The following is an 18,174-nucleotide window of genomic DNA, read 5'->3' as shown; positions in this document are numbered from 1 at the left end:
TTACCCCTTGACCGCGCCGGCCGTCAGCCCACGCAGGAAATACTTACCAGCCAGCACATAGACCAGCAGCGTCGGCAGCCCGGCGATCATCGCCGCTGCCATATCAACGTTGTATTCCTTGGCACCGGTGCTGGTGTTGACCAGGTTGTTCAGTGCCACGGTGATGGGCTGCGAGTCGCCACTGGAGAAGACCACACCGAACAGGAAGTCGTTCCAGATCTGGGTAAACTGCCAGATCAGGCAGACCATGATGATCGGCGTCGACATCGGCAGAATGATCCGGCCGAAGATGGTGAAAAATCCGGCACCGTCCAGCCGCGCAGCCTTGACCAACGCATCCGGAATGCTCACGTAGTAGTTGCGGAAGAACAGCGTGGTGAATGCCAGGCCGTAGACCACATGCACGAACACCAGGCCGGTGGTGGAGGCTGCCAGCCCCATCTTGCCGACCGTGAACGACGCCGGCAGCAGCACGGTCTGGAACGGCAGGAAACAGCCGAACAACAACAGACCGAAAAACAATTGCGAACCCCGAAAGCGCCACATCGCCAGCACGTAACCGTTGATGGCGCCGATGGCTGTGGAGATCAGAACCGCTGGCACGGTGATTTTCACCGAGTTCCAGAAGTAGCCATCGACCGTGGCCCAGGCCTTGACCCACCCCATGCCGGTGACCACTGTCGGCCAGCTCAACAAGTTACCAGTGCTGATGTCTTCCGGAGATTTGAAGCTGGTCAGCAGCATCACGATCAGCGGCACCAGATACACCACGACCGCCAACAGCAAGACCGCATAGATCGCGACCCGGCTGATGCTGATGGAAGGTTTACCCACCTGACTATTCATGGCGTTTGGTCCTCAGCTCGGAGTACAGATATGGCACGAGGATGGCGAGAATCGCGCCGAGCATCAGGATTGCACTCGCCGAGCCCATGCCCATCTGGCCACGGCTGAAGGTGAACGAGTACATGAACATCGCGGGCAAGTCCGAGGAGTAGCCGGGGCCACCTGCGGTCATCGACGCCACCAAGTCGAAGCTCTTGATGGCGATGTGCGCCAGAATCATCACCGCGCTGAAAAACACCGGGCGCAGGCTTGGCAGCACGACGCGCAGATAGATGGTTGGCAGGCTAGCGCCGTCGATCTGCGCGGCACGAATGATCGACTGATCGACCCCGCGCAACCCGGCGAGAAACAGCGCCATAACGAACCCGGAAGACTGCCAGACCGCTGCGATCACCAGGCAGTACACGACGCGGCTCGGGTCGACCAGCCAATCCAGGCGGAAGCCTTCCCAGCCCCAGTCACGGAGCATTTTGTCCAGACCAAGACCGGGGTTGAGCAGCCATTTCCAGGCCGTACCGGTGACGATCATCGACAGCGCCATCGGGTACAAATAGACCGTGCGGATAAAACCTTCACGACGGATGCGCTGGTCCAGCAGGACCGCGAGCACGACACCTAGCACCAGACTGATGCCTATGAACATGCCGCCGAATACCGCCAGGTTCTTGCTCGCCACCCACCAACGATCGTTGTCGAGCAGACGTGTGTATTGCTGCAAACCCGCCCACTTGTAGCTGGGCATAAACGTTGAATTGGTGAACGAAAGTACAAACGTCCACAGGATATAACCATAGAAACCGACCAGCACGATCAGCATGCTTGGCGCCAACACCAACTTGGGCAGCCAGCGTTGCAGCACATCGAACGGTGAGGCCTTGCTGAACACAGCGACAGAGCTCATCTGAAAAATCCAGTTCGAGAACAAGGAATCCAGGCCGAACGCCAGCGTGAAACCCGTTAAGGTTTCAGCAGCATGCGCTACGGCTGGGGTGTACCGCTGGCGAACCAGCGGTGATTCAATAGTCGATTACTTGGCTGACTGGATGCCCGAGTACAGCTTTTTGACGACGGCTTGCGGGTCGGCTTTCGGGTCGCTCATGAAATTAGTGACCGTGTCGAAGATCGCGCCCTGCACAGCGAGCGAGGTGGCCATGTTGTGCGCCATGCTTGGCTCAAGTTTGCCGTTCTTGTCGGCGTCCTTGAAGTCCTTTGCCGAGGCCTGACCACAACTGTCGAACTTGCTCATGTCCAGATCGTTACGAACCGGGATCGAGCCTTTGTTCTGGTTGAACACGTATTGGAACTCAGGCTCGAGGGCGATTTTTGCCACATCGTTCTGAGCCGCGAGGTTGCCAGGAGTATTGTTTTTGGCAGACAACTTGAACATCGCCAGCGAATCGATGTTGTAGGTGTAGCTGCCTTGGGTGCCAGGGAAAGGAACGCATTGGTAGTCTTTACCGGCAACCTTACCGGCGGCACTCCACTCGCTCTTGGCCCAGTCGCCCATCATCTGCATACCGGCCTTGCCCTGAATGACGTCAGCCGCTGCAAGGTTCCAGTCACGCCCGGCACGGTTGTTGTCCATGTAGCCAATGAGTTTTTTCAGCGTGGCGAACACCTCGACCATCTTGTCGCCCGTCAGGGTTTTCTCGTCGAGATCAAGGAAGGCTTTTTTGTAGCCATCCGGCCCCATGATGCTCAGCACCAGGTCTTCGAATACCGTGCTGTCCTGCCAAGGTTGGCCACCATGGGCCAAGGGGATGAAGCCGGCTGCCTTGAGCTTGTCACCTGCCGCGAAGAACTCATCAAGGGTGACAGGCGCTTTGTCGATACCGGCTTTCTTGAACACTTCCGGGTTGATCCACAACCAGTTCACCCGGTGAATGTTCACCGGCACCGCCACGTAGTGACCTTCGTACTTCATGGTGTCGGAGACGGTTTTGGACAGCAGCTTGTCCCAGTTATTGGCTTTCGAAACGTCGTCGAGGTTGGTCAGCAGGCCCAAGGCGCCCCACTCTTGCAGGTCCGGACCTTTGATCTGTGCAGCAGAAGGTGGATTGCCAGACACCGCACGGGTCTTCAGTACGGTCATGGCCGCTGCACCACCGCCACCGGCGACGGCGCTGTCCTGCCAGCTATAGCCGTCTTTTTCGACTAGCTTTTTCAGGACATCGACAGCCTTTGCTTCGCCGCCCGACGTCCACCAGTGGACCACTTCCACGGTGCCTTTTGAACCGGCAGGCGCATCCGCAGCAAGAACGCTCAGAGGGAACAACGAGGCGAGGGAAATGACAGCAGCGAGGCGGGAGATCGAATTCATCTGATTACCTTTTCTTGTTGTTATGCATGAGCAAGTCTGGTGCTTGCGCTGCATAGATTTTAACCAAGGGTTTCGGCGCCATGGTAACGAAGGGACGCGCAAAGGTCACAGCCTGGTTACATAAAGGAAACAGTCGTAGAAAGGCCTGTCAGTCGTGGGTTCGCGGCAGGCGCAAGGTCACACGCAATCCGCCTTCGCGGAGGTTTTGCAGGCTCACTTCTCCGCCATGGCTGTGGGCAATATTGCGCGCAATACCCAAGCCCAGGCCGTAACCCTGTTGTTGCTTGCCTGCCAGGCGAAAATGCGGCTCGAATACTTGTTCCTGGCGCTGCTCGGGCACACCGGGACCCTCGTCATCGACGTGCAGGACGAACGCTTCGGCGTCGTCATCGACATGCAGGTGGGCCTTCTGCCCGTATTTGAGCGCGTTGTCGATCAGGTTGCCGATGCAGCGTTTGAGCGCCAGTGGCTTGCCCGGATAAAACGCGGCGGCCTTCCCCTGCTGAGTGACACGGCCATTGCCGGTTGGCGAAAGGTAGGGTTCGACCAGACAATGCAGCACCTGATTGAGGTCCACCGGTTCAATGTTTTCGTGGATATCCGTATCTTTCACGCATTGCAGCGCGCCTTTGACCAATAACTCCAACTCGTCGAGGTCGCGACTGAATTTTGCTTGCACCGCCTCATCGTCCAACAGCTCGACCCTCAGCCGCAGACGCGTGATGGGCGTACGCAAATCGTGGGAAATCGCGCTGAACAGCTGGCTGCGTTCCGAGAGGTAGCGACTGATACGCTCGCGCATGGCGTTGAACGCCCGGCTGACTTCCACCACCTCGCTGCCCCCACCTTCGACGACCGGTTCGACCACCGTACCCAGCGACATTTCCCGCGCCGCGCGGGCCAGACGCTTGAGCGGGCGACTTTGCCAATGCACCAACAGGCCGATAAACAACAACAGAAAGCTGCTGGTCAGCACGATGAACCAGACCTGCTGCGCCGGCAGATCCTGCTCTTCGAGCGTGGTGTAGGGTTCGGGCAGCAACGAAGCGATGTACAACCATTCGCCGGCCGCCAGTTCGATCTGGGTGACCAGAACGGGCGGATTGATCGGTTCCAGACTCAAGGCGTAATGCGCCCAGGAGCGCGGCAGCTCATCCAGCTTGATGCCACCGTTAAAAATCCGCAGGTCTTCGGGTCGCACGAAACTCACCGAAATATTCGGCTCACTGCCGAGACGCTGACGCAGCACTTCATCGACCGCGTTCAGCACTGCGGTCTTGCGCGGAGTCGGCCCCAGCACTTCCATTTCCAACGGTTTGTCATTCAGGGTCACGACGAAGCGTGTACCGCCCATGCTGCGCAATTGATCGAGCACCAGCGGACGATAAGCCACCGGCAGTGATCGGAAGTAACTGACACTGGCGGCCATGGAGTGCGCGAGGCTGCGGGCGCTGGTGACCAAGCCTTCCATTTTCGTGGCGCGCAATTGCGACAACCAGATCGCGCTGGACAATCCCTGCGCCAGCAGCACGACCAACAACGTCAGCAACAGCATGCGACCCAGCAACGAGTGCGGCACCAGCAGACGCCAACCTTTTTCAGTAGCCATGGTTGACCAACGACGTGACATTCGCAGCCAACAGGTAGCCACTGCCACGCACGGTACGAATCAGCCGCGGCGCCTTGCCGGTATCTCGCAATCGTTGACGCAGACGACTGACAGCCATGTCGACAATGCGCTCCAGAGGCATCAGTTCACGACCCCGAGTGGCATTGCCAATAGTGTCGCGATCGAGGATTTGCTGCGGGCGATCCAGAAACAATTTGAGCAAGGCAAAATCGGCACCGGAGAGGATCACTTCCTCGCCATCATTGTGAAAGAGTCGGTGACTGACCATGTCCAGCCGCCATTCATCGAACATCAGTACCTCACCGGCGCCACGCTCATGGCCGAATTGCGCACGTCGCAACAGGGCCTTGATTCGAGCCTGCAGTTCGCGGGGACTGAAAGGCTTGCCCAGATAATCATCAGCGCCCAATTCCAGGCCAATCACCCGATCGGCTTCGTCGGAACTGGCCGTGAGCATGATGATCGGGACCTGGGACTGACGCGGATGCTGACGCACCCAGCGGCACAGACTGAAACCATCTTCGTCGGGCAGCATGACATCGAGGATCACCAGATCGCTGGGTTCTTCGTTGAGCGCCTGGCGAAAACCGGCACCATCGCCCACCGTGCGCACGACGAAGCCACAACGACTCAGGTAGGTTTGCAGCAATTCACGAATTTCCTGATCATCATCGACCAGCAAAATCGACTTACTGACTGAACTCACATCCATCGTCCTTGTTCTGAATAAAACATGCGCCTCATGAACGAGGCCTGGCACAGGTTACACGGTCCCAGACTGCGCCGAGCGCAACAGGTTCAATACAGCCCTCAGCCAAATGCCTGCTGCAACGCCACACCCGCCCCCATCAAACCGGGGTATTCGGCGGTCACCAGCCATACTGGAATGCCCTTGAAATAATCTTTCATCAAGCCTTTTTCGGCAAAGGACCGGGCAAAACCGCTGGCGATGAAAAAGTCGGTGAAGCGCGGCACGACCCCGCCCACGATATAGACACCGCCACGACCGCCGACGGTCAGCACGTTATTACCCGCCACCCGTCCCAGCCAGCAACAGAACTGCTCCAGCACCGCCGCAGCCACCGGATCGCCTGCCAGCGCCGCCGAGGTGATGGCGGCCGGTGATTTAAGCGTGGGCTCAATGTTATCCAGCGAACAGCTAACCTTGTACAAGAGCAACAACCCACTGCCGCTGAGCACGGTTTCGGCACTGACATGCTCGTGCTCGGTCATCAGGCGCGCCCATATCTGCGCTTCACGTGGAGTGCCGAGCGGCAGATCCACATGCCCGCCCTCCCCCGGCAACGCCATCCAGTGGTTGTCGGCGAGAGGCAACAAGGTGCCCACGCCAAGCCCGGTCCCCGGACCGATCACCACCCGTGGACGAGCTTCCTCGGGGATGCCGTGGCAGACCGTCAGGTACTCATCATCACGCAGACGCGTCATGCCCAGCGCCATCGCAGAGAAGTCATTGATCAGCAGCAGGTTATCCAGCTTCAGGCGCGCACAGAACGCCGCGCGGCTAATGCGCCAGTGGCTGTTGGTGAAGTGAAATTCGTCGCCGCCCACCGGCCCGGCAACCGCCAGACAGATGGAGCCGACTTCGCCCGGATGCAGGTCCAGGTCTTCGAGATAGACCTCAAGGGCTTTTTCCGGGCTGGCGTAATCGATGGTCGGGAAGACCCGGATCGAATGCAACTGACCGTCTTCCCAGATGGCAAAACGCGCATTGGTGCCGCCAATATCACCGACCAAAGCCAATTTCACTTAAGCGTCTCCAGACCCGAAGTAAAGGCACTCGCGCCCTGCTCTGCCGAGCTGAAGGCCATGCGCATGAAGCCAAACAGCTCGCGTCCACAACCGACACCGTTGTCGAGCAGACCAATCGCTGGCTCTCTGGCGGCCAATTCTGCGGGCTCGACCAGAACCTGCAATGTACCTTTAACGCCGTCGACGCGAATGATATCTCCGTCACGAACCAGCGCTAAAGGTCCGCCGTCGAAGGCTTCAGGGCAGACATGGATCGCTGCCGGAATCTTCCCGGACGCACCGGACATGCGCCCATCGGTGACTAGCGCGACTTTAAAACCACGGTCCTGCAGCACGCCAAGGAACGGCGTCATCTTGTGCAGCTCGGGCATGCCATTGGAACGCGGCCCCTGGAAGCGCATCACCGCAACGAAGTCGCGCTCCAGTTTGCCAGCCTTGAATGCGTCGGCCAGGTCCTGCTGATCCTGGAACACCAGCGCCGGGGCTTGTATCACTTGATGTTCAGGCGCCACAGCGGAGACTTTCATCACCCCGCGACCGAGGTTGCCTTCCATCACGCGCAAACCGCCTTCAGGCGAAAATGGCCGCGCAACAGGGCGCAGGATGTCTTCATCCAGGCTTTCGATAGGCCCTTCGCGCCAGACCAGCTTGCCGTCTTCGAGGAACGGTTCGCGGGTGTAACGGCTCAGGCCGAAACCGGCGACGGTGTTGACGTTTTCGTGCAGCAGCCCGGCTTCCAGCAGTTCACGGATCAGGAACGACATGCCGCCCGCCGCCTGGAAGTGGTTGATGTCGGCCTTGCCGTTTGGATAAACGTGGGTCAGGGTCGGCACCACTTCCGACAGATCCGCCATGTCCTGCCAGGTCAGCTTGATACCGGCAGCCATGGCAATCGCTGGCATGTGCAACGTGTGGTTGGTCGAGCCGCCAGTGGCGTGCAGGGCAACGATGGAGTTGACCAGCGAACGCTCGTCGACGATCTCGCCCAGTGGCATGAAGTCGCCACTTTGCTTGGTCAGACGCGTGACCTGGTGCGCCGCTTCGCGGGTCAGGGCATCGCGCAACGGCGTGTACGGGTTGACGAACGAGGCACCCGGCAAGTGCAGACCCATGACTTCCATCAGTAACTGATTGGTGTTGGCAGTGCCATAGAACGTACAGGTGCCGGGGCTGTGGTAGGACTTCATCTCCGATTCCAGCAGCTCTTCCCGGCTGGCCTTGCCTTCGGCGTAGCGTTGACGGACGTCGGCTTTTTCCTTGTTCGAGATACCCGATGGCATCGGCCCGCCCGGCACGAACAGCGTTGGCAAGTGACCAAAACGCAATGCACCCATCAGCAGGCCCGGCACGATCTTGTCGCAGATACCCAAGCACAACGTAGCGTCGAACATGTTGTGCGACAGCGCGATGGCGGTGGCCATGGCGATCACTTCACGGCTGGCGATGCCCAGCTCCATGCCCGGCTCGCCTTGGGTCACGCCGTCACACATTGCCGGCACACCACCGGCGAACTGGCCGACCGAGCCGATATCGCGCAAGGCCTGTTTGAGCTGGTCCGGGAAATGCTCGTATGGCTGATGCGCTGACAGCATGTCGTTATAAGACGAAACAATGGCCACGTTGGCGGCGTTCATCATTTTCAGGCTTTGCTTGTCTTCGGTGCCGCAGCCCGCGACACCATGAGCAAAGTTGGCGCATTGCAGCTTGCCGCGCATAGGGCCGTCACTGGCGGCGCCGTGGATCATTTGCAGATAGCGCTCGCGCGTCGCACGACTACGGGCGATTAGCCGCTCAGTTACCTCAAGAACGCGGGGATGCATGTGATGAACTCCAGGCTTACGGATAGGTGACCCGTTCAGGTGATTCCAATTATCGACTGTGCGGCCTAGGCTGAGCAAAGGCTTGATGTCGAACATCTGAACCGGACTTACGGGCTACTCGTTGTAGATAAAACAAAATATTGCCATTAAAAAGGCTTGTTTTCTATTTTTATGCGAATAATCTTGTAATTCCAACAACAAATTTAAAAGAGGACGGCTGCATGACGCTTCGTATCGCTATCAATGGCTTTGGCCGCATTGGCCGCAATGTCCTACGCGCACTCTATACCCAAGGCTATCGAGAGGACCTGCAGGTCGTCGCCATTAACGACCTGGGTGACAGCGCGATCAACGCGCACCTGCTGCAATTCGACACCACCCATGGCCATTTTGGCGGCACAGTAAAATTCGACCATGAAAGCCTGACCGTCAACGGTGACCGAATCGCGGTCAGCGCCATCCGCAATCCGGCAGAGCTGCCGTGGAAGGCAGAAAACATTGATGTGGTGTTCGAATGCACCGGCCTGTTCACCGACCGCAACAAAGCCGCTGCGCATATTACTGCCGGCGCGCGCAAAGTAATCGTCTCGGCCCCGTCCAAAGGCGCGGACGCCACCGTGGTTTACGGCGTCAACCACGACATCCTGCGTCAATCGCATCAGATTATTTCCAACGCATCCTGCACCACCAACTGCCTGGCGCCCATCGCACAGATTCTGCACCGTGAATGGGGGATTGAAAGCGGTTTGATGACCACCATCCACGCCTACACCAATGACCAGAATCTGACCGACGTGTACCACACCGACCTGTACCGTGCGCGTTCGGCCACCCAGTCGATGATCCCGACCAAGACGGGTGCAGCAGAAGCCGTCGGCCTGGTGCTACCGGAACTGGCAGGCAAACTCAACGGCATGGCGGTTCGCGTCCCGGTGATCAACGTATCGCTAGTGGACCTGACCGTGCAGCTCAAGCGCGAAGCCACGGCTGAAGAAGTCAACGCGATCTTCAAAGAAGCCAGTCAGCACTCGAAAATCCTCGGCTACAATACCCTGCCGCTGGTGTCCCACGACTTCAACCACAACCCGCTGTCGTCGATCTTCGATGCCAACCACACCAAGGCTAACGGCAAGCTGATGAAAGTGCTGGCCTGGTATGACAACGAATGGGCATTCTCCAACCGCATGCTGGACAACTGCCTGGCGCTACATAACGCCCAGTAAAACCATCTTGCATGAGGGCTTCAAGCACGGCCAGCCCTGTTAAGCTGGCCGGGTTGTCAAATGGACAGACGCCTCATGCCCCTCGAGACCAAGACCGGAACACCGCACCGGTCAATCCTTTCACGCCGTTTGTTTGCCATCCTTGCTTACGTCAGTGTAGGGATCGGGCTGATCGGCATCGTCGTGCCCGGCTTGCCCACCACCGAATTTGTCCTGCTGGCCGCGTGGGCTGCGACCAAAAGTTCGCCACGCCTGAGCGCGTGGCTGGAAAACCATCGCCTGTTTGGACCCATCCTGAATAACTGGCGCAACGGGCGTTTGATCACCCGTCGCGCGAAAATCAGCGCCACCCTGAGCATGGTGCTGTGTGCCAGCATCATGCTAATCCTGCTTGAACACCACTGGCCGGTGTACCTCGCCATCGCGGGCATGAGCCTGGGAAACCTGTGGATCTGGTCGCGACCCGAGCCCGTGAATGCATAACCCTCCTAAACGCCTGCCATGGGCTGTTGCTGCAATGCGACATTTTCAATCGGAATGCCTACGGCATCATTAGCAATCACGTTGCATAAGAGGCTCTGTTGACCTACGTCATATTTAGCGGCAGTCATGGCACCTACCCTGAGGCACTACTTCTCCTGGATGGAGCTGCGCAATGTCTCAAGCTACCGGCAAACTTAGGCTCGGCGCACTTGTCGCGCTTGTCGTAGGATCAATGATCGGGGGAGGCATCTTTTCGCTCCCGCAGAACATGGCAGTCAGTGCCGACGTAGGCGCGATTTTAATCGGTTGGGCCATTTCAGCGGTGGGTATGTTGACCTTGGGTTTCGTGTTCCAGACCCTGGCCAACCGCAAGCCCGATCTTGATGGTGGGGTCTACGCCTACGCCAAGGCAGGTTTCGGCGACTACATGGGGTTCTCGTCCGCGTGGGGTTACTGGATCAGTGCGTGGTTGGGCAACATTGGCTACTTCGTTCTGCTGTTCAGCACCCTCGGTTACTTCTTCCCGATTTTTGGCCAGGGCAACACGCTAGCGTCGATCATCGGCGCTTCAGTGCTGCTGTGGGCGGTGCACTTTCTGGTGTTGCGCGGGATCAAGGAGGCGGCGTTCATCAATCTGGTGACCACCGTCGCCAAAGTCGTACCGTTGCTGCTGTTCGTGTTGATCGCCCTCTTCGCGTTCAAGCTGGACATCTTCACTGCTGACATTTGGGGCTTTAAAAACCCGGATCTGGGCAGTGTGCTGAATCAGGTCCGCAACATGATGTTGGTCACCGTTTGGGTGTTCATCGGCATCGAAGGCGCAAGCATCTTCTCCGCCCGCGCCGAGAAACGTTCGGACGTGGGCAAGGCCACCATCATCGGTTTCATCACCGTGCTGCTGTTTCTGGTACTGGTGAACGTATTGTCGCTGGGCATCATGACCCAGCCCGAGTTGGCCAAACTGCAAAACCCTTCCATGGCCGCCGTGCTTGAACACGTCGTAGGGCATTGGGGTGCAGTGCTGATCAGCGTTGGTCTGGTTATTTCCCTGCTCGGTGCGCTGTTGTCGTGGGTGCTGCTGTGCGCAGAGATCATGTTCGCCGCAGCCAAAGACAGCACCATGCCAGCGTTCCTCAAAAAGGAAAATGCCAACCACGTGCCGGCCAATGCCTTGTGGCTGACCAACGGTCTGGTTCAGGTTTTCCTGATCATCACCCTGTTCTCGGCCAGCACCTACCTGTCACTGATCTACCTCGCCACCTCGATGATTTTGATTCCATACCTGTGGTCGGCGGCGTATGCCCTGTTGCTGGCGGTGCGCGGCGAGACCTATGAGCAAGCCTTGACCGAACGCAAGAAGGACCTCGCTATCAGCGCCGTCGCGCTGACCTACGCGATCTGGTTGATCTACGCCGGCGGCATGAAGTACCTGCTGCTGTCGGCGCTGCTTTATGCCCCGGGGGTGATCCTGTTTGCCAAGGCGAAACATGAAGCAGGCCAACCCGTTTTCACCAACGTTGAGAAGCTGATCTTTGTCGCAGTGGTCATCGGCGCGCTGGTTGCCGCCTATGGTCTCTATGACGGCTTCCTGACCCTGTAACACCCATGCGTACATCATTGGAGGAATACAGATATGTCCACCGATAAAGTCAAACTTGGCGTTCACTCTGAAGTTGGCAAACTTCGAAAAGTCATGGTGTGCTCACCAGGCTTGGCGCATCAACGCCTGACTCCGACTAACTGCGACGAGTTGCTGTTCGATGACGTGCTGTGGGTCGGTCAGGCCAAGCGCGATCACTTCGACTTCGTCACTAAAATGCGTGAGCGCGGCACTGAAGTGCTGGAAATGCACAACCTGCTGACCGACATCGTCGCGTTTCCAGACGCACTGGACTGGATTCTCGAACGCAAGATTTCCCCCAACCTGGTGGGTGTTGCCCTGGTCGATGAAGTCGACGCCTGGGTGCGCAGCCTGGAGCCACGCCAGATCGCCGAATTCCTGATTGGCGGGGTATCGGCCGATGATCTGCCGACCAGCTTCGGCGGCAAGACCATCGAAATGTTCCGCGATTTCCTCGGTCACTCCAGCTTCATCCTGCCTCCACTGCCCAACGCTATATTCACCCGCGACACCACCTGCTGGATTTATGGCGGTGTGACCCTGAATCCGATGTATTGGCCTGCCCGTCGTCAGGAAACCCTGCTGGCCAGCGCCATCTATAAATTCCACCCGGAGTTCACCAACGCCGACTTCCAAGTCTGGTACGGCGACCCCGATCTGGATCATGGCAACGCCACCCTTGAAGGCGGCGATGTCATGCCTATCGGCAACGGTGTGGTACTGATCGGCATGGGCGAGCGCACCTCGCATCAGGCCATTGGTCAACTGGCGCAGAACTTGTTCAAAAACAATGCGGTCGAACGGGTCATTGTCGCGGGTCTGCCAAAGTCCCGCTCTGCGATGCACCTGGATACCGTGTTCAGTTTCTGCGACCGCGATCTGGTGACGATTTTCCCGGAAGTGGTCAGCCAGATCGTCGCGTTCAGCCTGCGCCCCGATGACAGCAAGCCGGGCGGCATTGACGTGCGTCGCGAAAAAACCAACTTCCTTGATACCGTGGCCGCTGCGCTCAATCTCAAAACCCTGCGCGTGGTCGAAACCGGTGGTAACAGCTTCGCCGCCGAACGCGAGCAATGGGATGACGGCAACAACGTGGTCGCGCTGGAACCGGGCGTGGTCATCGGCTACGACCGTAATACGTACACCAATACTCTGCTGCGCAAGGCCGGGGTCGAAGTCATTACCATCAGCGCCAGCGAACTCGGCCGGGGTCGCGGCGGTGGTCACTGCATGACCTGCCCGATCCTGCGCGACCCGATCGATTACTGATACATCGATCACCCACATGTGCCCTGGCTTGGCCCTATCCCGTGCCAGCCAGGGAGATAACCGAAACCCAAGGAGATCTGAAACATGGCCTTTAACATGCGTAACCGCAGCCTGCTGAGCTTGATGCACCACACAAATCGCGAGTTGCATTTCCTGCTCGACCTGTCCCGCGACCTCAAGCGCGCCAAGTACACAGGCACCGAACAGCAGCATCTCAAAGGCAAAAACATCGCGTTGATCTTCGAAAAAACCTCGACCCGCACCCGCTGCGCCTTCGAAGTTGCAGCCCACGATCAAGGTGCCCACGTCACCTACATTGACCCGGTATCGTCGCAAATCGGCCACAAAGAAAGCATGAAGGACACCGCCCGCGTACTCGGCCGGATGTTCGACGCCATCGAATACCGTGGCTTTGAACAGGAAATCGTCGAGGAGCTGGCCAAATTCGCCGGTGTGCCGGTCTTCAACGGCCTGACCGCCGAGTTCCACCCAACGCAAATGATTGCCGACACCCTGACCATGCGCGAACACAGCGACAAGCCGCTGCATGACATCAGCTACGCCTACTTGGGTGACGCGCGCTACAACATGGGTAATTCACTGCTGATGATCGGCGCCAAACTGGGCATGGACGTACGCATCGGCGCACCCAAGGCCCTGTGGCCGCACGCTGACTTCATTGCCCAGTGCAAAACGTTCGCCGAGGAAAGTGGTGGCCGCATCACCATCACTGAAGACCCGCTGGAAGCAGTCAAGGGCGTGGACTTCATCCATACCGATATCTGGGTCTCCATGGGCGAACCGGTTGAAGCGTGGGACGAGCGCATCGAACAACTGCTGCCGTATCAGGTCAACGCCACAATGATGAAAGCGTCGGGCAACCCACGGGTGAAGTTCATGCATTGCCTGCCAGCGTTTCACAACAGTGAGACCAAGGTCGGCAAAGACATCGCCAGCCGTTACCCGAATCTGGCCAATGGCGTGGAAGTCACCGAAGAGGTCTTCGAGTCGCCGGCCAACATCGCTTTTGAGCAGGCAGAAAACCGCATGCACACCATCAAGGCAATCCTGGTATCGGCGCTGGCTGACATCTGACTTTGGGGAAAAACACCATGCGTATCGTCGTTGCATTGGGTGGTAACGCCCTGCTCCGCCGTGGCGAACCGTTGACCGCGGAGAATCAGCGGATGAATATCCGCGTCGCCACCCAACAGATCGCCAAAATCGTCCCCGGCAATGAGCTGGTGGTGGCCCACGGCAATGGCCCGCAAGTGGGCCTGCTGTCCTTGCAGGCATCGGCCTACACCGCCGTGGCGCCTTATCCGCTGGACGTCCTCGGCGCTGAAACCGAAGGCATGATCGGCTATATCATCGAACAGGAGTTGGGCAATCTTCTGCCCATCGAGGTCCCTTTCGCCACCCTGCTGACCCAAGTCGAGGTAGACGGCAACGACCCCGCCTTCCAGCATCCGACCAAGCCCATCGGCCCGGTCTATTCGAAAGAAGAAGCAGAACGCCTGGCCAAGGAAAAGGGCTGGAGCATCGCCCCGGATGGCGATAAGTTTCGCCGAGTGGTCGCAAGCCCGAAACCCAAACGTATCTTCGAGATCCGCCCGATCAAGTGGCTGCTGGAAAAAGGCAGCATCGTGATCTGTGCCGGTGGCGGCGGCATCCCGACGATGTATGACAAGGACGGTCAGCTACAAGGTGTCGAAGCCGTGATCGACAAAGACCTGTGCTCGGCCTTGCTCGCGGAACAACTGGAGAGTGATCTGTTGGTGATTGCCACCGACGTGAACGCCGCGTTTATCGACTGGGGCAAGCCCACCCAGAAGGCTATCGCCCAGGCCCACCCTGACGAGATGGAAAAACTGGGCTTTGCCGCAGGCTCGATGGGCCCTAAAGTGCAGGCAGCCTGCACCTTCGCCCGCAATACCGGCAAGGTCGCGGTGATTGGATCACTGGAAGATATCGAAGACATCGTCAACGGTAACGCCGGCACGCGAATCAGCAGTGCCACACCTGGCATTATCTATAAATGAACCTTGGGATAGGCCGCGAGGTCTATCCCGACACTTATCGTTTCGTCCAGCGAAGGAGCAATGCACATGTTCGAACCCGGTCATCTGCACATCACTCGCGTTGCACTGCAACCCACCGATTTCAGCTATGACATCCACATCCGCTACGAAGTGCGACAGGCCCCCACGCAAGGCACGGCCATGCATTTCTTCATGGAGGGCGAGATCAATGGCGCTGCGTTCAAGGACGAATTCGAACTGCCAAAGGACATGGCCTACAACTTTGCCAGCGAAGCCTTTCATATCGCGGTCAAACACGGCATGCCCAAGGCTGCGGACCTGCGCTCGATGCATGGACAATACGACGCCATGTTCGAACACATTCGGCAACTGCTCGACGCCAAGCCTGGTGATCCGGTGACGCCAGAACATCTGGAATGACCTCCATGGCCAGGAACGCCTCTCGCGAATATGCCTGGCAATGCCAGTGACACGGACGACCTGACACGCCGCTGACCCATTTGCTGGCATAATTGCGGCCCCCGCGGTCCAGAACCTTTAGTAGCCCATGCGTATTCACGTCTGTTTTATCGACCGCGTTGGTATCACCCAGGAAGTGCTGGCTATTCTGGGCGGGCGAAATCTGAACCTGGACGCCGTGGAGATGGTGCCGCCGAACGTTTACATCGATGCCCCGACACTCAGCCCGCAAGTGCTCGAAGAGCTGAAGGATGCGTTGTTCCGGGTGCGCGGTGTCGAAGCGATCACCGTGGTGGACATCCTTCCCGGCCAGCGTCGCCACCTGCAACTTGATGCCTTGCTCGCCGCCATGACCGACCCGGTCCTGGCCCTGGACAGCGCTGGTCATGTGCTGCTGGCCAATCCGGCGCTGATTGCGCTGTGCGGACGCGAACCTGAAGGTGAATCCGTCGCCGAGCTGTTCGCCGACCCCGGCCTGCAAACCGCATTACTGGAAAACGGCTTTCGTTTACCGTTGCGCGAAGTCACGCTCAACGGCGAAGTTTTACTGCTCGACGCCACCCCGATCACCGACGCAGGCGCGCTGTTGACGCTGTACCAACCGAGCCGGATTGGCGAACGCTTGGCGGCGCTGCACCATGACCATGCCGAAGGTTTCGATGCATTACTGGGCGAGTCACCACCGATTCGTACCCTCAAGGCCCGCGCCCTGCGCGTGGCAGCCCTCGATGCGCCGCTGCTGATTCAAGGCGAAACAGGAACCGGCAAGGAGTTGGTCGCGCGTGCCTGCCATGCCATCAGTACCCGCAATAGCGCCCCTTTCCTTGCGCTCAACTGCGCGGCGCTGCCGGAAAACCTCGCCGAAAGCGAACTCTTCGGTTACGCCCCAGGTGCCTTCACCGGTGCACAACGTGGCGGCAAACCAGGGCTGATGGAACTGGCCAACCACGGCACGGTGTTTCTCGACGAAATCGGCGAAATGTCACCGTACCTGCAGGCCAAGCTGCTGCGCTTCCTGAATGACGGCAGTTTCCGCCGCGTCGGAGGGGATCGTGAAGTGAAGGTCAACGTGCGGATTCTCAGCGCGACCCATCGCGACCTGGAAAAAATGGTCAACGAAGGCACCTTCCGCGAAGACCTGTTCTATCGCCTGAACGTACTCAACCTGGAAGTGCCGCCGCTGCGCGATCGCGGGCAGGATATCCTGCTGCTGGCGCGCTATTTCATGGAGCAGGCCTGCGCTCAGATCCAACGACCGATTTGCCGCCTGACGCCGGGCACTTACCCCGCACTGCTGGGTAACCGCTGGCCGGGTAACGTGCGCCAGTTGCAGAACGTGATCTTCCGCGCAGCAGCTATTTGCGAAAGCACGCTGGTGGATATCGGCGATCTGGACATTGCCGGCACGTCCGTCGCCCGACAAAGCGACGGCGAAATCGACAGCCTCGAACAGGCGGTCGAGGACTTCGAGAAAACCTTGCTGGAAAAGCTCTACATCAGCTACCCCTCCACCCGCCAACTCGCCGCCCGCCTGCAAACCTCCCACACCGCCATCGCCCATCGGTTGCGCAAGTACGGGATTCCGGGAAAGGGCTAAGCCCCGACGCGTGTGGTCAAGGGGCGTTTCCGCAGCCCCCTTCGCTATATTCGGAAGCGTCCTACAGCCGGCCTATCCCCCTTGGCAATAGACTGTCCAGTCGACGAAAAAAAGGACTGGCACGTATGGCTAATCACGGTTACATGCCCCTGACAGGTAAGACTCAAGGACTGATTTCAGCGAGCTGCTCAACTCAGGATTCCATGGGCAACAAATATCAGCCAGACCATACCGACGAAATAATGGTGCTGTCTTACAACCACACCATGGCCAATATTGGAAATATCGACAGGCCAACCCACCACCCAATCATCATCACCAAAAACGTTGATAAATCGTCACCGTTACTCGCTCAAGCGCTCTCAAACAGAGAAGAAATAAACGGTACGATCAGTTTCTACCGCGTATCTCCCGCTGGCACCCAGGAAAAATTCTATTCAGTGTCGATCAGTGGCGGGATTATCGCTGACCTGACGCTTGATATGCCGCATGTCATTTTACAATCGGACGCAGAACCTCAAGAACACGTCGCTATTCGCTACCGTGAAATCACCTGGAGGCACCACTTGGCCGGGACCAGCGGTTATAGCTTTTGAGGTGAAGAGGGATGAACCCCAACCGTTATGACCTCTGGGAGGTCCATCAAGCTGCGGGCCAAGTGCTGGCGCAAGCCCATAGCCTCAGCGCTCGCCACCTTAGCCACGGCATCCCGCGTGTGCACTTCAATCGGGAAGTGGCCTATTACGCAAAGCGCATTGTCGATGATGTCGAGCTCGGCCATAAAACCCCCGAACAAGGCATACAGGCACTGCTGCAAGAACGGAACGACCTGTCAAACCAGGCGCAGGCCGTGGCGCGCAACGGCCAGGTTGCAATAAGCGATGCGGTCAAGCGCATCCCGGTATATCGACTCACCCAACCCGTATTACAACCTGACCCCGAGCGCTTATTGCGCTTTGTCCATGCTCAACACCTCAACACGCCTGATGAGAAGGCTCAGCGCACAACACAAGCGGCAGCCCCGCCACCTCCCGTCGAAACGTATAAGTTTTTCCCCCGAGAACAATGGCCAGAGCCCATCGAGCTACACGACC

General features: G+C 58.3%; 16 protein-coding genes and 1 pseudogene. 10 read left to right on the top strand and 7 right to left on the bottom strand.

The genetic code is table 11. The features are described from left to right. The 7 genes from QN399_RS04875 to edd form a co-directional block, all read right to left on the bottom strand. The gene (locus tag QN399_RS04875; RefSeq protein ID WP_322215157.1) at positions 1 to 846 is read right to left on the bottom strand and encodes a carbohydrate ABC transporter permease; all 846 of its coding nucleotides are present in this window, start codon (positions 844 to 846) and stop codon (positions 1 to 3) included. Next, positions 839 to 1,747: a sugar ABC transporter permease gene (locus QN399_RS04870; protein WP_322178063.1), complete on the bottom strand. Its 909-nt coding sequence runs from the start codon at positions 1,745 to 1,747 to the stop codon at positions 839 to 841. The genes QN399_RS04875 and QN399_RS04870 overlap by 8 nt, the downstream gene beginning before the upstream one ends. A gap of 126 nt (positions 1,748 to 1,873) precedes the next feature. Beyond that, complete coding sequence (locus QN399_RS04865) at positions 1,874 to 3,166, bottom strand: ABC transporter substrate-binding protein (protein WP_322178062.1); 1,293 nt, start codon at positions 3,164 to 3,166, stop codon at positions 1,874 to 1,876. A 148-nt stretch (positions 3,167 to 3,314) separates the two neighbouring features. Then, entirely contained in the window at positions 3,315 to 4,775 is a 1,461-nt protein-coding gene (locus QN399_RS04860) for an ATP-binding protein (RefSeq protein ID WP_322178061.1), read from the bottom strand. Then, positions 4,765 to 5,502, bottom strand: coding sequence for a response regulator transcription factor (locus QN399_RS04855; RefSeq protein ID WP_322178060.1), 738 nt, complete (start codon positions 5,500 to 5,502; stop codon positions 4,765 to 4,767). Before QN399_RS04855 ends, QN399_RS04860 begins: the two co-directional genes overlap by 11 nt. A 104-nt stretch (positions 5,503 to 5,606) precedes the next feature. After that, positions 5,607 to 6,563, bottom strand: a complete 957-nt coding sequence (locus QN399_RS04850; protein ID WP_322215158.1) for a glucokinase — start codon at positions 6,561 to 6,563, stop codon at positions 5,607 to 5,609. Next, positions 6,560 to 8,386 (bottom strand): phosphogluconate dehydratase, encoded by a 1,827-nt coding sequence (gene edd, locus QN399_RS04845; protein ID WP_322178058.1) that lies wholly within the window; start codon positions 8,384 to 8,386, stop codon positions 6,560 to 6,562. The genes QN399_RS04850 and edd overlap by 4 nt, the downstream gene beginning before the upstream one ends. Positions 8,387 to 8,607: 221 nt before the next feature. Between edd and gap the strand changes: the two genes are divergently transcribed. The 10 genes and pseudogenes from gap to QN399_RS04795 form a co-directional block, all read left to right on the top strand. Then, positions 8,608 to 9,609 carry a type I glyceraldehyde-3-phosphate dehydrogenase gene (gap, locus tag QN399_RS04840; RefSeq protein ID WP_322178057.1) on the top strand — a complete coding sequence of 334 codons (1,002 nt, stop codon included), beginning with the start codon at positions 8,608 to 8,610 and terminating at the stop codon, positions 9,607 to 9,609. 75 nt (positions 9,610 to 9,684) lie between these two features. Then, entirely contained in the window at positions 9,685 to 10,092 is a 408-nt protein-coding gene (locus QN399_RS04835) for a YbaN family protein (protein WP_322178056.1), read from the top strand. 172 nt (positions 10,093 to 10,264) lie between these two features. Next, positions 10,265 to 11,692, top strand: a complete 1,428-nt coding sequence (gene arcD, locus QN399_RS04830) for an arginine-ornithine antiporter (protein WP_322178055.1) — start codon at positions 10,265 to 10,267, stop codon at positions 11,690 to 11,692. Between the two features lie 33 nt (positions 11,693 to 11,725). After that, entirely contained in the window at positions 11,726 to 12,982 is a 1,257-nt protein-coding gene (gene arcA, locus QN399_RS04825; protein WP_322178054.1) for an arginine deiminase, read from the top strand. Between the two features lie 84 nt (positions 12,983 to 13,066). Then, positions 13,067 to 14,077, top strand: coding sequence for an ornithine carbamoyltransferase (locus QN399_RS04820; RefSeq protein ID WP_322178053.1), 1,011 nt, complete (start codon positions 13,067 to 13,069; stop codon positions 14,075 to 14,077). Positions 14,078 to 14,094: 17 nt separating this feature from the next. Then, complete coding sequence (gene arcC, locus QN399_RS04815) at positions 14,095 to 15,024, top strand: carbamate kinase (RefSeq protein WP_322178052.1); 930 nt, start codon at positions 14,095 to 14,097, stop codon at positions 15,022 to 15,024. Positions 15,025 to 15,090: 66 nt separating this feature from the next. Continuing rightward, entirely contained in the window at positions 15,091 to 15,444 is a 354-nt protein-coding gene (locus QN399_RS04810) for a DUF5064 family protein (RefSeq protein ID WP_330200627.1), read from the top strand. A 127-nt stretch (positions 15,445 to 15,571) separates the two neighbouring features. Then, positions 15,572 to 17,080 carry a sigma-54-dependent transcriptional regulator gene (locus tag QN399_RS04805; protein WP_322178050.1) on the top strand — a complete coding sequence of 503 codons (1,509 nt, stop codon included), beginning with the start codon at positions 15,572 to 15,574 and terminating at the stop codon, positions 17,078 to 17,080. Positions 17,081 to 17,205: 125 nt separating this feature from the next. Next, a complete protein-coding gene (locus QN399_RS04800) occupies positions 17,206 to 17,676 on the top strand; it encodes an Hcp family type VI secretion system effector (RefSeq protein WP_330200626.1) in 471 nt (156 codons plus the stop codon). Positions 17,677 to 17,687: 11 nt separating this feature from the next. Next, positions 17,688 to 18,174: pseudogene (locus QN399_RS04795) on the top strand (hypothetical protein); the annotation flags it as partial.

The sequence above is a fragment of the Pseudomonas sp. 10C3 genome (assembly GCF_036346185.1).
Taxonomy (GTDB): Bacteria; Pseudomonadota; Gammaproteobacteria; order Pseudomonadales; family Pseudomonadaceae; genus Aquipseudomonas.
Note: the sequence above shows the minus strand (reverse complement) of the source record. Positions and strands in the feature narration are given on the sequence as shown.

Coding starts and splice junctions, on each gene's coding strand:
- QN399_RS04875 (WP_322215157.1), bottom strand. CDS start 846: ATGAATAGTCAGGTGGGTAAACCTTCCATCAGCATCAGCCGGGTCGCG.
- QN399_RS04870 (WP_322178063.1), bottom strand. CDS start 1,747: ATGAGCTCTGTCGCTGTGTTCAGCAAGGCCTCACCGTTCGATGTGCTG.
- QN399_RS04865 (WP_322178062.1), bottom strand. CDS start 3,166: ATGAATTCGATCTCCCGCCTCGCTGCTGTCATTTCCCTCGCCTCGTTG.
- QN399_RS04860 (WP_322178061.1), bottom strand. CDS start 4,775: ATGGCTACTGAAAAAGGTTGGCGTCTGCTGGTGCCGCACTCGTTGCTG.
- edd (WP_322178058.1), bottom strand. CDS start 8,386: ATGCATCCCCGCGTTCTTGAGGTAACTGAGCGGCTAATCGCCCGTAGT.
- gap (WP_322178057.1), top strand. CDS start 8,608: ATGACGCTTCGTATCGCTATCAATGGCTTTGGCCGCATTGGCCGCAAT.
- QN399_RS04835 (WP_322178056.1), top strand. CDS start 9,685: ATGCCCCTCGAGACCAAGACCGGAACACCGCACCGGTCAATCCTTTCA.
- arcD (WP_322178055.1), top strand. CDS start 10,265: ATGTCTCAAGCTACCGGCAAACTTAGGCTCGGCGCACTTGTCGCGCTT.
- arcA (WP_322178054.1), top strand. CDS start 11,726: ATGTCCACCGATAAAGTCAAACTTGGCGTTCACTCTGAAGTTGGCAAA.
- QN399_RS04820 (WP_322178053.1), top strand. CDS start 13,067: ATGGCCTTTAACATGCGTAACCGCAGCCTGCTGAGCTTGATGCACCAC.
- arcC (WP_322178052.1), top strand. CDS start 14,095: ATGCGTATCGTCGTTGCATTGGGTGGTAACGCCCTGCTCCGCCGTGGC.
- QN399_RS04810 (WP_330200627.1), top strand. CDS start 15,091: ATGTTCGAACCCGGTCATCTGCACATCACTCGCGTTGCACTGCAACCC.
- QN399_RS04805 (WP_322178050.1), top strand. CDS start 15,572: ATGCGTATTCACGTCTGTTTTATCGACCGCGTTGGTATCACCCAGGAA.
- QN399_RS04800 (WP_330200626.1), top strand. CDS start 17,206: ATGGCTAATCACGGTTACATGCCCCTGACAGGTAAGACTCAAGGACTG.